The organism is Arthrobacter sp. P1_H7, from assembly GCF_056405215.1.
Genome location: NZ_JBFUCO010000006.1, coordinates 24,885 through 38,418, shown reverse-complemented (window position 1 = coordinate 38,418; position 13,534 = coordinate 24,885). Strand labels below are relative to the sequence as shown.

The window sequence follows — 13,534 nt, the reverse complement described above, 5'->3', positions numbered from 1 at the left end:
CGGAAGTGACCCCGCGTTGCTTTTAACCCGGGCGGGCTAGTTGGGTTCGGTGATGTCGGCGACGACGGCGCCCAGCGCCGCCGTCAGGGCGTCCGCGTCCACGAACGCGCTGTAGCCATGCTCCCCGGCGCCCATGGAGATCCGCCGTCCCGTGATGGTCTGGTCGGCGTAGACCGGCCAGGGGCGGATGCTGCCGAGCGGTGTGATGGTCCCGCGCTCGTACCCGGTGGCCTCGAAGGCGGTATCCGCCGCCGGCAGCGAGAGCTTGTTGACGCCCAGCAGCGCCCGCAGCTTGGGCCAGGAAATCTGCCGGTCGCCGGGGACCAGGGCGAACAAGAAACTGCCGTCCTTGTGCTTGACCACGAGCGACTTCACGATATCCGCAGGCCGGATCCCGAGGATGCCGGCCGCCTCCTCAAGGCTGCGGGCGGCGAGGCGCTCGACGATCTCGACGTGCAGCCCGCGCGCCGCGGCGTCGGCAAGGAACCGCTCGCGGCCGCTGGCCGTTTTCTGCTCTGGCATCGCGTCAAACCTTCCTGACTCCTGATGGCTGTTCCCGGTCCGCCTGGCCGCCGGGTGTTCCCGGTCCGCCCGGGCCGCCGGCTGTTCCCGGTCCGCCTGGCCGCCGGTTGCCGGCCTTAGTCGCGGTACAGCAGCAGCGCCTCGCCCTGGCCGCCGCCGCCGCACAGGGACACGGCCGCCTTGCCGGTTCCCCGGCGCTTGAGCTCGTGGGCCGCGTGCAGGGCCAGCCGGGCCCCGGAGGCCCCGATCGGGTGGCCCAGGGCGATGGCCCCGCCATGGATGTTGCACTGCTCCAGCGGATAGTTGAGGTCCTTCAGGGACTGCACCGCGACGGAACCGAAAGCCTCGTTGATTTCGATGAAATCGAGGTCCGCGGCGGACCATCCGGCCTTGTCCAGGGCGTTCTTGATGGCGTTCGACGGCTGGGAATGGAGCGAGTTGTCCGGCCCGGCGACCTGGCCCGGCTTGCCGACCACCGCGAGGTATTCGAGGCCGTTGTCCTCGGCAAACTTCCGGCTGCTCAGCACCAGGGCCGCAGCGCCGTCGGACAGGGGAGAGGAGTTGCCGGCGGTGATGGTTCCGTCGGTGACGAAAGCCGCGCGCAGGCCGGCCAGAGATTCGACGGTCGTGTCCGGCCGGATGCCTTCGTCGGAGGTGACGGCGATCGGATCGCCCTTGCGCTGCTTGACGCTCATCGCGGCGATCTCGCCGTCGAAGACGCCGTCCTTCGCGGCCCGGGCGGCACGCTGGTGCGACTGGGCCGCCACCTCGTCCTGGGAGGCCCGGTCGATGCCGAGGGTCAGGTTCTTGCTCTCGGTCGACAGTCCCATGGACTGCCCGTCGAAGGCGTCGGTGAGGCCGTCGTGCGCGGCCACGTCGAGTGCCTGGACCGTGCCGTAGGCCCAGCCCTGCCGGGAACCGGGCAGCACGTGCGGTGCGCGGGTCATGGACTCCTGGCCGCCGGCGACCACCACCGTGGCGTCCCCGCTGCGGATCATCCGGGCGGCGTCGATCACTGCGGTGAGGCCGGAGAGGCAGACCTTGTTGATGGTCACCGTCGGCACGTTCCAGCCGATGCCGGCGCCGATGGCGCTCTGGCGCGCAGGGTTTTGGCCCGCTCCGGCCTGCAGGACCTGGCCGATGATCACGCTGTCCACCTGGTCGGCCCTGACGCCGCTGGCGGCCAGGGCCGCGCGGATGGCGTGGGTGCCGAGCTCGACGGCGGTGAAGCTGGCCAGCTGCCCGTTCAGGCGCCCCTGGGGGGTGCGGGCGGCGGCGAGAATGACAACATCGTTGTTGTCTGCAGGATTGCTCATGGTGTTTTCTTCCGATCTACTTTCGACTTATATCTACGTTATCGTGAGCCCCGTCACCTATCCATTCGGCATGGTCTCGGCTGCTGTCTCGGCTGCTGCCCCGCTCGCCACGGGCGCCGCCCGGCGCGACGTTGCGGATGACTCAGCGCAGAGGGCGGGAAAATTCCGCCGAAAGTTCGTGCTTGCAATCCCGCCGGAAGTGGGGTAGACAAGTAGGTTGCTTTGCCGTATCGTAGATATTTGCGTCTTCCCTGTTTACCTTCAGCCTTCATATAGCGGTGGGCTTAGCCTGACAGCTGTTCCATCAATGTGCCGTCTACCACGTGCACCAGCCATGGACAGCGCGGGTCCCGGGTCATATAGCGGAACCGGACTGGTAGCGCTGCGGAGTCATTCTGCAGAGTGCATAACGGGGGAGATCTGACAACGCCTGAAGGTCTGTGGAAGGATCCCTCTTGGTCGCCTCGAGCACCTCTAATGTAAACAACGCTACCGCTATCAATGCCGACAGCACCGACGGTGCAACCCGCCGGCTCTCATTCGCAAAGATTCACGAACCCCTTGATGTTCCGAATCTGCTCGCCCTGCAAACCGACAGCTTTGACTGGCTGGTCGGAAACGAACGCTGGCAGGCGCGCGTTGCGAAGGCCGTCGAAGAAGGCGACCTCAGTGTCGCCACCTCCTCGGGTCTGTCCGACATCTTTGAAGAGATCTCCCCGATCGAAGACTTCCAGGGCACCATGTCCCTGAGCTTCTCCGAGCCGGAGTTCGCTGACCCCAAATACACCATGGCTGAGTGCAAGGACCGGGACGCAACGTACTCGGCTCCGCTGTACGTCAAGGCCGAGTTCATGAACAACAACACGGGCGAAATCAAGCAGCAGACCGTGTTCATGGGTGACTTCCCGCTGATGACCGAGAAGGGCACCTTCGTCGTCAACGGCACCGAGCGTGTCGTCGTCTCCCAGCTGGTCCGCTCGCCGGGCGCCTACTTTGAGCGCACCGCCGACAAGACCAGCGACAAGGACATCTTCACCGCGAAGATCATCCCCTCCCGCGGCGCCTGGTTCGAGCTCGAAATCGACAAGCGCGACCAGGTCGGCGTCCGTCTTGACCGCAAGCGCAAGCAGTCCGTCACCGTGCTGCTGAAGGCCCTCGGCTGGACCGAAGGCCAGATCCTCGAGGAATTCGGCCAGTACGACTCCATGCGCGCCACGCTGGAGAAGGACGCCACCGAGACCCGCGAAGACGCGTTGCTGGACATCTACCGGAAGCTGCGACCGGGCGAGCCGCCCACGGTTGAGGCTGCCCAGTCCCTGCTGGACAACCTGTACTTCAACTCCAAGCGCTACGATCTGGCCAAGGTCGGCCGTTACAAGATCAACCGCAAGCTTGGCATCGACCGCTCCCTTGGCGACAAGGAAGCTTCGGTCCTGCACGTTGAAGACATCGTGGCCATGATCAAGTTCCTGGTTGCGCTGCACGCCGGTGAGAAGACCCTCATGGGCAAGCGCGACGGCCAGGACCACGAGCTCCGCGTCGAGATCGATGACATCGACCACTTCGGCAACCGCCGCATCCGCGCCGTCGGCGAGCTCATCGAGAACCAGGTCCGCACCGGCCTGTCCCGCATGGAGCGCGTTGTCCGCGAACGCATGACGACCCAGGACGTCGAGGCCATCACGCCGCAGACCCTGATCAACATCCGTCCCGTCGTGGCAGCCATCAAGGAGTTCTTCGGAACTTCCCAGCTGTCCCAGTTCATGGACCAGAACAACCCGCTCTCGGGTCTGACCCACAAGCGCCGCCTGTCCGCGCTTGGCCCGGGTGGTCTGTCCCGTGACCGTGCCGGCATGGAAGTTCGTGACGTGCACCCGTCCCACTACGGACGTATGTGCCCCATCGAAACTCCTGAAGGCCCGAACATTGGTCTGATCGGTTCGCTGGCTTCCTACGGACGCATCAACCCGTTCGGTTTCATCGAAACCCCGTACCGCCTTGTCGCCGAGGGTGTCGTCTCCGATGAGGTCAAGTACCTCACGGCCGACGACGAAGCCGAGGTCCTGATCGCACAGGCCAACGCACCGCTGGACGAGAACAAGCGCTTCGCGGAAGAGACCGTCCTGGTCCGTGCCCGCGGTGGTGGAGGCGAGCCCGTGCTGGTTCCCGCCGCCGACGTCGAGTTCATGGACGTTTCCCCGCGCCAGATGGTGTCCGTGGCTACCGCCCTGATCCCGTTCCTCGAGCATGACGATGCCAACCGTGCACTCATGGGTGCCAACATGCAGCGCCAGGCCGTGCCGCTGGTCCGTTCCGAGGCACCGTTCGTCGGTACCGGCATGGAGCGTGCCGCAGCCGTCGACGCCGGTGACGTTGTCATCGCGAAGAAGGCCGGTGTGGTCACCGAGGTCTCCGCTGAGCTGGTCATCATGCTCAACGACGACGGTACGGAAACCAACTACCGCATCAACAAGTTCGCCCGCTCCAACCAGGGCAACTGCTACAACCACCGTGTCCTGGTGAACGAAGGCCAGCGCCTGGAAGTCGGCGGCATCATCGCTGACGGCCCGGCAACGGACCAGGGCGAGCTCGCCCTCGGTAAGAACCTGCTCGTGGCATTCATGTCATGGGAAGGCCACAACTTCGAGGATGCCATCATCCTGTCCCAGCGCATCGTGGCCGAGGACGTCCTGTCCTCCATCCACATCGAGGAGCACGAGATCGATGCCCGCGACACCAAGCTTGGTGCCGAGGAAATCACCCGTGACATCCCCAACGTGTCTGAGGAAGTCCTGGCAGGCCTGGACGAGCGCGGCATCATCCACATCGGTGCCGAGGTTGAGGCCGGCGACATCCTGGTCGGTAAGGTCACCCCCAAGGGCGAGACCGAACTGACCCCGGAAGAGCGCCTGCTGCGCGCCATCTTTGGTGAGAAGTCCCGCGAAGTGCGCGACACCTCCCTGAAGGTGCCGCACGGCGAGTCCGGCACCGTGATCGGTGTCCGCGTCTTCGACCGCGACAACGACGACGAGCTGCCCCCGGGCGTCAACCAGCTGGTGCGCGTGTACGTCGCTGCCAAGCGCAAGATCACCGACGGCGACAAGCTCGCCGGCCGCCACGGCAACAAGGGTGTCATCTCCAAGATCCTTCCGATCGAGGACATGCCCTTCCTTGCCGACGGCACCCCCGTTGATATCGTCCTGAACCCGCTGGGTGTTCCGGGCCGCATGAACGTCGGCCAGGTGCTGGAAACGCACCTCGGCTGGGTTGCCAAGACCGGCTGGAAGATCGAGGGCGAGCCCGAGTGGGTCAAGCAGCTGCCGAACCTGCCGCGCGAGAGTGGCCAGACCACTGTGGCGACGCCGGTCTTCGACGGTGCGCGTGAAGAAGAAATCACGGGCCTGCTCGATTCCACCAACGTCACCCGCGACGGCGACCGCCTGATCAACTCCTCCGGCAAGACCCGTCTGTTCGACGGCCGCTCCGGCGAGCCGTTCCCGGATCCGATCTCGGTCGGCTACATGTACATCCTGAAGCTCCACCACCTGGTGGACGACAAGATCCACGCGCGCTCCACCGGCCCGTACTCCATGATCACGCAGCAGCCGCTGGGTGGTAAGGCACAGTTCGGTGGCCAGCGCTTCGGTGAAATGGAAGTGTGGGCGCTCGAGGCTTACGGCGCCGCGTACACGCTCCAGGAACTGCTGACGATCAAGTCGGATGATATCCACGGTCGTGTGAAGGTCTACGAAGCCATCGTCAAGGGCGAGAACATCCCCGAGCCGGGCGTTCCTGAGTCCTTCAAGGTCTTGATCAAGGAAATGCAGTCGCTGTGCCTGAACGTGGAAGTGCTTTCCACGGACGGAACCACAATTGAAATGCGTGACTCTGATGACGCAGTCTTCACGGCTGCGGAAGAACTGGGCATCGATCTGTCTCGTGCAGAGCCCAGTTCCGTAGAAGAGGTCTAGCAGAGAGCCCGACGGCGGGTGGTTACCCGCCGTCGTGCCTCTCGGCCTCTTCCCGTAACCCAAGACTTCAGAATTTAGAGAACAAGAGAGAACAGGGACCATATGTCCAGCGAATCCTCCTTCGGCCTCATGCAGATCGGCCTCGCCACCGCGGAAGACATCCGTGGCTGGTCGTACGGCGAGGTTAAGAAGCCGGAAACCATCAACTACCGCACGCTCAAGCCCGAGAAGGACGGACTCTTCTGCGAGAAGATCTTCGGCCCGTCMCGCGACTGGGAATGCTACTGCGGTAAGTACAAGCGCGTGCGCTTCAAGGGCATCATCTGCGAGCGGTGTGGCGTTGAGGTCACCCGTGCGAAGGTCCGCCGTGAGCGCATGGGCCACATCGAGCTCGCCGCCCCGGTCACGCACATCTGGTACTTCAAGGGTGTTCCCTCCCGTCTGGGCTACCTCCTTGACCTGGCACCGAAGGACCTCGAAAAGGTCATTTACTTCGCCGCCTACATGATCACGAGCGTCGACGCCGACAGCCGCCACGAAGAACTGCCCAACCTCCAGGTTGAGCACGACATCGAGAAGAAGCAGCTGATCGACAACCGCGACTCCGACATCGCCACGATCGCCCGCGACCTTGAGAACGAGCTTGCCCGTCTCGAAGGCGAAGGCGCGAAGGCTGCCGACAAGAAGAAGGCCCGCGACTCAGCTGACCGCCAAATGGCGAACGTCCGCAAGCGTGCCGACGCCGAAATCGAGCGCCTCGAGCAGGTCTGGGACCGCTTCAAGAACCTCAAGGTCGCAGACCTCGAAGGTGACGAAGGCCTGTACCGCGAACTGCGCGACCGCTACGGCATGTATTTCGAAGGCTCCATGGGTGCCGAGGCCATCAAGAAGCGTCTTGAGAACTTCGACATGCAGGCCGAGTCGGACATGCTGCGCGACATCATCGCCAACGGCAAGGGCCAGCGCAAGACCCGCGCCCTGAAGCGGCTCAAGGTGGTCAACGCGTTCCTGACGACCAACAACAGCCCGCTCGGCATGGTGCTGGACGCCGTCCCGGTGATCCCGCCGGAACTGCGCCCGATGGTCCAGCTGGACGGTGGCCGCTTCGCGACCTCCGACCTCAACGACCTCTACCGCCGCGTGATCAACCGCAACAACCGCCTCAAGCGCCTGCTTGACCTCGGTGCTCCGGAGATCATCGTCAACAACGAGAAGCGCATGCTTCAGGAAGCTGTTGACAGCCTCTTCGACAACGGCCGCCGCGGCCGTCCGGTCACCGGACCGGGCAACCGTCCGCTGAAGTCCCTGAGCGACATGCTCAAGGGCAAGCAGGGCCGTTTCCGCCAGAACCTCCTCGGCAAGCGCGTCGACTACTCCGGCCGTTCGGTCATTGTCGTCGGCCCGCAGCTGAAGCTGCACCAGTGTGGTCTGCCCAAGCAGATGGCCCTGGAGCTCTTCAAGCCGTTCGTGATGAAGCGCCTGGTTGACCTCAACCACGCCCAGAACATCAAGTCGGCCAAGCGCATGGTGGAGCGTTACCGTCCGCAGGTCTGGGACGTCCTCGAAGAGATCATCACCGAGCACCCCGTGCTGCTGAACCGTGCACCTACCCTGCACCGTCTCGGCATCCAGGCGTTCGAGCCGCAGCTTGTTGAAGGCAAGGCAATCCAGCTGCACCCGCTGGTTTGTGGCGCCTTCAACGCCGACTTCGACGGCGACCAGATGGCAGTCCACCTGCCGCTGAGCCCCGAAGCCCAGGCCGAGGCCCGCATCCTGATGCTCTCCTCGAACAACATCCTGAAGCCGTCTGACGGCCGCCCGGTGACCCTGCCGTCGCAGGATATGATCATCGGTCTCTACCACCTGACCACCAAGCGTGTCGGTTCAGCTGGCGAAGGCCGGATCTTCTCCTCGGTCGCGGAAGCCATCATGGCCTACGACCTCCACGAGCTGCACCTGAACTCCAAGGTCAAGATCCGCCTCGAGGGCTTCGTGCCCTACGCCGGCTGGGAAGCCCCGGAGGGCTGGGAGCCCGGTCAGACCGCGTTGGTCGAGACCTCCCTCGGCCAGGTCATCTTCAACCAGACGCTGCCCGCGGATTACCCGTGGGTTGAGGATGTTGCCGACAAGGGCGAGCTGTCCCGGATCGTCAACGACCTCGCCGAGCGCTACCCGAAGGTGACCACGGCGGCAACGCTGGACAACCTGAAGGATGCCGGTTTCTACTGGGCCACCCGGTCCGGCGTGACCGTTGCCATCTCCGACATCGAGGTGCCCACGGACAAGCCGCGGATCCTTGCCGGTTACGAGACCATGGCCGCCAAGATCCAGGGCCAGTACGACAAGGGCCTGATCGACGACGACGAGCGTCGCCAGGAACTGATCGAGATCTGGAACAAGGCAACGAACGAAATCGCCCAGGCGATGCGTGACAGCCTGTCCCCGATGAACACCATCAACCGCATGGTGTCCTCCGGTGCCCGTGGTAACTGGATGCAGGTCCGTCAGATCGCGGGTATCCGTGGCCTGGTGGCCAACCCTAAGGGTGAAATCATCCCGCGTCCGATCAAGTCCTCCTACCGTGAGGGCCTCTCGGTGCTGGAATACTTCATCGCCACGCACGGTGCCCGTAAGGGTCTGGCCGACACCGCCCTGCGTACCGCCAACTCGGGTTACCTGACCCGTCGTCTGGTGGACGTTTCGCAGGACGTCATTGTCCGCGAGGAGGACTGCGGTACCGAGCGCGGCCTGATGACCGCCATCGCGGTAGCCGACGCCAACGGCGTCCTCGTCCTGGACGAGAACGTCGAGAACAGCGCCTACGCCCGCACCCTGGCCGTCGACGTCGTCGACTCCAAGGGCAAGGTCCTGGCAGCTGCCGGCACCGACTGCGGTGACGTCGTCATTGCCGAACTGTTCGCAGCCGGCATCACCGAGGTCAAGGTCCGCTCCGTACTCACCTGTGAGTCCAGCGTCGGCACCTGCGCCCTGTGCTACGGCCGTTCGCTGGCCACTGGCAAGACCGTCGACATCGGTGAGGCCGTGGGCATCATTGCCGCGCAGTCCATCGGTGAGCCGGGTACCCAGCTGACCATGCGTACGTTCCACACCGGTGGTGCTGTTTCCGCCAGCGGCGGCGACGACATCACCCAGGGTCTGCCCCGTATCCAGGAGCTCTTCGAAGCCCGTACTCCGAAGGGTGTCGCACCGATTGCTGAAGCAGCCGGCCGCATCACCATCGAAGAGTCCGAGCGCCAGATGCGCCTGGTCATCACCCCGGATGACGGATCTGAAGAGATCGCCTACCCGGTGCTGCGCCGTTCACGTCTTCTCATCGAAGACGGCGATCACGTCAGCGTTGGCCAGAAGCTCATCAACGGCCCGGTCGATCCCAAGCAGGTGCTGCGCATCATGGGTCCCCGTGCCGCGCAGAAGTTCCTGGTGGACGAAGTCCAGGGCGTGTACCGCAGCCAGGGCATCGGTATCCACGACAAGCACGTCGAGGTTATCGTCCGCCAGATGCTGCGCCGCGTCACGGTCATCGAGTCCGGCGAATCGGATCTGCTGCCCGGCGAGCTCGCCGAACGCAGCCGTTTCGAAGAGGCCAACCGCCGCGTTGTGTCCGAGGGCAAGACGCCGGCATCCGGCCGTCCCGAGCTCATGGGCATCACCAAGGCGTCCCTGGCGACCGAGTCCTGGCTGTCCGCAGCTTCCTTCCAGGAGACCACCCGCGTCCTGACGCAGGCGGCCATGGAAGGCAAGAGCGATCCGCTGCTCGGCCTCAAGGAAAACGTCATCATCGGTAAGCTCATCCCGGCCGGCACGGGTCTCCCGCGCTACACCGAGGTCACGGTGGAACCCACTGAAGAAGCAAAGGCCAACCTGTTCACCGGCCCCAGCGCATTCAGTGACTTCTCCTACGACAGCCTGGGCGGCGACGGAGCTCCCGAGTTCCACGCCATCCCGCTGGATGACTACGATCTCGGCAGCGACTTCCGCTAACCGCTAGCTCGACGTGGGGCCCCGTCACCACTCTGCATTTCAGCGGAGCGGGGGCGGGGCCCTTCCGTTTGACCCCGTTCAACGATCGATTGCTCCGCTACCGCCCTTTTGAGGCCACAGAAGGGCGGTAACGGAGCAATCGACGGGGGTTGGGGCGGCCGGATTCCCCGCCGATTAAGGGCTGGGACCTGTCCGTGTTAGACTTGAGACTAATTGTTATTGTGGCAGTGGATGAGTGCGCCGGTTGCAGCCGAAAGGTTCAACCAGGACGACGTTTCCGGTTTGCAGGGTTCTTGTGCAACGTATGCCACATTTTCGCATGCCTAGGGGCAGTTCGGGTCGAAAGTCCCTGGACCCCGGCGTGCGGTCCGACTATTAAGGCTTCGCCTCAGCTGCTCTGGAGAGAACTTCAAAGCTCGGGCGGCGAGGCGCAGCGACAAGAGAGCGGCCGCCAACGGCCGCTCCGGATAAAACGGAGAACACGAGAGTGCCTACGATTAACCAGCTGGTCCGCAAGGGCCGCACGCCTAAGGTCAAAAAGACCAAGGCTCCCGCGCTTAACGGCAGCCCGATGCGCCGCGGTGTTTGCACCCGCGTTTACACGACGACCCCGAAGAAGCCGAACTCGGCTCTGCGTAAGGTTGCTCGCGTGCGCCTCAACGGCGGCATTGAAGTCACCGCATACATCCCCGGTGTAGGCCACAACCTGCAGGAGCACTCCATTGTGCTCGTCCGCGGCGGCCGCGTGAAGGACCTTCCGGGTGTCCGCTACAAGATCGTCCGTGGCGCCCTCGATACCCAGGGTGTCAAGAACCGTAAGCAGGCTCGCAGCCGCTACGGCGCAAAGATGGAGAAGAAGTAATATGCCTCGCAAGGGTCCGGCCCCCAAGCGGCCGCTAGTTCTAGATCCCGTTTACGGCTCCCCGCTGGTCACCCAGCTCATCAACAAGGTGCTGGTTGACGGCAAGAAGTCCACCGCAGAGCGCATCGTTTACGGTGCCCTCGAGGGTGCTCGCGCCAAGTCCGGCGGCGACCCCGTTGCAGCCCTCAAGAAGGCCATGGAGAACGTCAAGCCTTCGCTTGAGGTCCGCTCCCGCCGTGTTGGTGGCGCCACCTACCAGGTTCCCGTTGAGGTCAAGCCGGGCCGTTCCACGGCCCTCGCCCTCCGCTGGCTGGTTGGCTACTCCAAGGCCCGCCGCGAAAAGACCATGACCGAGCGCCTCCAGAACGAAATTCTGGATGCCTCGAACGGTCTCGGTGCCGCTGTGAAGCGTCGCGAAGACACCCACAAGATGGCCGAGTCCAACAAGGCCTTCGCACACTACCGCTGGTAATACTTCCCGGACGCCGCCGGCTCGACTGAGCCGGCGGCGAACGTGCAGTCCATCCGAAAGGGAGACACCGTGGCACAGGACGTGCTTACCGACCTTAGCAAGGTCCGCAATATCGGCATCATGGCCCACATCGATGCCGGCAAGACCACTACTACCGAGCGCATCCTGTTCTACACAGGTGTGAACCACAAGATCGGCGAAACGCACGACGGCGCTTCGACGACTGACTGGATGGAACAGGAAAAGGAACGCGGCATCACCATCACGTCTGCCGCCGTGACCTGCTTCTGGGAAAACAACCAGATCAACATCATCGACACCCCCGGCCACGTAGACTTCACGGTCGAGGTTGAGCGCTCCCTGCGCGTCCTCGACGGCGCAGTCGCCGTGTTCGACGGCAAGGAAGGCGTGGAGCCGCAGTCCGAGACTGTTTGGCGCCAGGCTGACAAGTACAACGTTCCGCGCATCTGCTTCGTCAACAAGATGGACAAGCTCGGCGCTGACTTCTACTTCACCGTCGACACCATCATCAGCCGCCTCGGTGCCAAGCCGCTCGTCATGCAGCTGCCGATCGGCGCCGAGAACGACTTCATCGGCGTCGTCGACCTCCTTTACATGCGTGCGCTGGTCTGGCCCGGCGACGCCAAGGGTGACGTCACCATGGGTGCGAAGTACGAGATCCGCGAGATCCCGGCTGACCTCCAGGCGAAGGCCGAAGAGTACCGCGCAACTCTCGTTGAGACGGTTGCCGAGGCCTCCGAGGAACTCATGGAGAAGTACCTCGAGGGCGAAGAGATCAGCATCGATGAGCTCAAGGCCGGCATCCGCAAGATGACGATCAACTCTGAGCTGTACCCGGTGTTCTGTGGTTCTGCATTCAAGAACCGCGGCGTCCAGCCGATGCTCGACGCTGTGGTGGACTACCTGCCGAACCCGCTCGACGTCCCGCCGATGATCGGTCACGATCCCCGCGACGAAGAGAAGGAGCTTACCCGTAAGCCCTCCTCTGAAGAGCCCTTCTCCGCACTGGCCTTCAAGATCGCCGCGCACCCCTTCTTCGGCCAGCTCACCTTCATCCGCGTGTACTCCGGTCACGTGGAAGCAGGCTCGCAGGTGGTCAACTCCACCAAGGGCAAGAAGGAGCGCATCGGCAAGCTGTTCCAGATGCACGCCAACAAGGAAATGCCCGTCGAGGGCGCTACCGCCGGCCACATCTACGCAGCGATCGGCCTCAAGGACACCACCACGGGCGACACCCTGTGCGATCCGGCCAACCAGATTGTCCTCGAGTCCATGAGCTTCCCGGAGCCCGTGATCTCGGTTGCGATCGAGCCGAACACGAAGGGTGACCAGGAGAAGCTCTCCACGGCCATCCAGAAGCTCTCCGCTGAGGATCCGACCTTCCAGGTCTCCCTCAACGAGGACACTGGCCAGACCATCATCGCCGGCATGGGCGAGCTCCACCTGGACATCCTGGTGGACCGCATGCGCCGCGAATTCAAGGTCGAGGCAAACGTTGGCAAGCCGCAGGTTGCTTACCGCGAAACCATCAAGCGTGCTGTAGAGCGTCACGACTACACGCACAAGAAGCAGACCGGTGGTTCCGGCCAGTTCGCAAAGATCCAGATCGCGATCGAGCCGCTGGACACCTCGGGTGGCGAGCTGTACGAGTTCGAGAACAAGGTCACTGGTGGCCGCGTTCCGCGCGAGTACATCCCGTCGGTCGACGCCGGCATCCAGGATGCGCTTAACGACGGCGTCCTGGCCGGTTACCCGGTTGTCGGCATCAAGGCGACGCTGATTGACGGCGCTTACCACGATGTTGACTCCTCGGAAATGGCGTTCAAGATCGCCGGCCGTATGGCTTTCAAGGAAGCCGCACGCAAGGCGAACCCTGTCCTGCTCGAACCGCTGATGGATGTCGAGGTCCGCACCCCTGAGGAATACATGGGTGAAGTTATCGGTGACCTCAACTCCCGCCGTGGCCAGATGCAGTCCATGGAAGATGCCCAGGGCGTCAAGGTTATTCGCGCACACGTCCCGCTGTCCGGCATGTTCGGCTACATCGGTGACCTGCGCTCGAAGACCCAGGGCCGCGCTGTGTACTCCATGACGTTCAACAGCTACGCCGAGGTCCCGAAGGCAGTTGCCGACGAGATCATCCAGAAGAACCGCGGCGAGTAGTCCCTAGGACGCCTCGCAGCAACAAAAAACTCGGGTGCGTCTCCGCCAGCGGAGATACATCTGGTGCAAGTGGCCGGACTCCGGTCAGCTGTAGTCCGGCCAGGCCGGAGTCCGGCCGCCTGCACGAACAGGCTCTAGGCACTAGCATTAGTACCTGAATCTGCAATTTCATCAATCCAAAGCCCCCCAAGTAGACTTACTGGAG

General features: G+C 63.7%; 8 protein-coding genes. 6 read left to right on the top strand and 2 right to left on the bottom strand.

Translation table 11 applies throughout. The annotated features are described in order from the left end of the window. Positions 1 to 36: 36 nt before the first annotated feature. Together AC1DXI_RS08010 and AC1DXI_RS08005 are read right to left on the bottom strand one after the other, a co-directional pair. Positions 37 to 522, bottom strand: coding sequence for an aminoacyl-tRNA deacylase (locus AC1DXI_RS08010; RefSeq protein ID WP_476938139.1), 486 nt, complete (start codon positions 520 to 522; stop codon positions 37 to 39). A 116-nt stretch (positions 523 to 638) separates the two neighbouring features. Next, positions 639 to 1,838 carry an acetyl-CoA C-acetyltransferase gene (locus tag AC1DXI_RS08005; protein WP_476938138.1) on the bottom strand — a complete coding sequence of 400 codons (1,200 nt, stop codon included), beginning with the start codon at positions 1,836 to 1,838 and terminating at the stop codon, positions 639 to 641. On the opposite strand from AC1DXI_RS08005, the gene AC1DXI_RS08000 reads away from it, so the two are divergent. The 6 genes from AC1DXI_RS08000 to fusA all read left to right on the top strand — a co-directional run bounded on the left by AC1DXI_RS08000 (position 1,837) and on the right by fusA (position 13,329). Continuing rightward, complete coding sequence (locus AC1DXI_RS08000) at positions 1,837 to 2,046, top strand: hypothetical protein (RefSeq protein WP_476938137.1); 210 nt, start codon at positions 1,837 to 1,839, stop codon at positions 2,044 to 2,046. The genes AC1DXI_RS08005 and AC1DXI_RS08000 overlap by 2 nt on opposite strands. A gap of 247 nt (positions 2,047 to 2,293) precedes the next feature. Further along, the gene (gene rpoB / locus AC1DXI_RS07995; protein WP_018773656.1) at positions 2,294 to 5,809 is read left to right on the top strand and encodes a DNA-directed RNA polymerase subunit beta; all 3,516 of its coding nucleotides are present in this window, start codon (positions 2,294 to 2,296) and stop codon (positions 5,807 to 5,809) included. A gap of 102 nt (positions 5,810 to 5,911) precedes the next feature. After that, a complete protein-coding gene (locus AC1DXI_RS07990) occupies positions 5,912 to 9,811 on the top strand; it encodes a DNA-directed RNA polymerase subunit beta' (protein ID WP_476938136.1) in 3,900 nt (1,299 codons plus the stop codon). 487 nt (positions 9,812 to 10,298) lie between these two features. After that, positions 10,299 to 10,673, top strand: coding sequence for a 30S ribosomal protein S12 (gene rpsL, locus AC1DXI_RS07985; protein ID WP_018773658.1), 375 nt, complete (start codon positions 10,299 to 10,301; stop codon positions 10,671 to 10,673). A gap of 1 nt (position 10,674) precedes the next feature. Beyond that, positions 10,675 to 11,145 (top strand): 30S ribosomal protein S7, encoded by a 471-nt coding sequence (gene rpsG / locus AC1DXI_RS07980; RefSeq protein WP_011692813.1) that lies wholly within the window; start codon positions 10,675 to 10,677, stop codon positions 11,143 to 11,145. Between the two features lie 69 nt (positions 11,146 to 11,214). Next, positions 11,215 to 13,329 (top strand): elongation factor G, encoded by a 2,115-nt coding sequence (gene fusA, locus AC1DXI_RS07975; RefSeq protein ID WP_018773659.1) that lies wholly within the window; start codon positions 11,215 to 11,217, stop codon positions 13,327 to 13,329. The last annotated feature ends 205 nt before the right edge of the window (positions 13,330 to 13,534 follow it).

What these genes read in the sequence shown, in the direction of transcription:
- rpsG (WP_011692813.1), top strand. Translation starts at nt 10,675, where the DNA reads ATGCCTCGCAAGGGTCCGGCCCCCAAGCGGCCGCTAGTTCTAGATCCC.
- AC1DXI_RS08010 (WP_476938139.1), bottom strand. Translation starts at nt 522, where the DNA reads ATGCCAGAGCAGAAAACGGCCAGCGGCCGCGAGCGGTTCCTTGCCGAC.
- AC1DXI_RS08005 (WP_476938138.1), bottom strand. Translation starts at nt 1,838, where the DNA reads ATGAGCAATCCTGCAGACAACAACGATGTTGTCATTCTCGCCGCCGCC.
- AC1DXI_RS08000 (WP_476938137.1), top strand. Translation starts at nt 1,837, where the DNA reads ATGGTGTTTTCTTCCGATCTACTTTCGACTTATATCTACGTTATCGTG.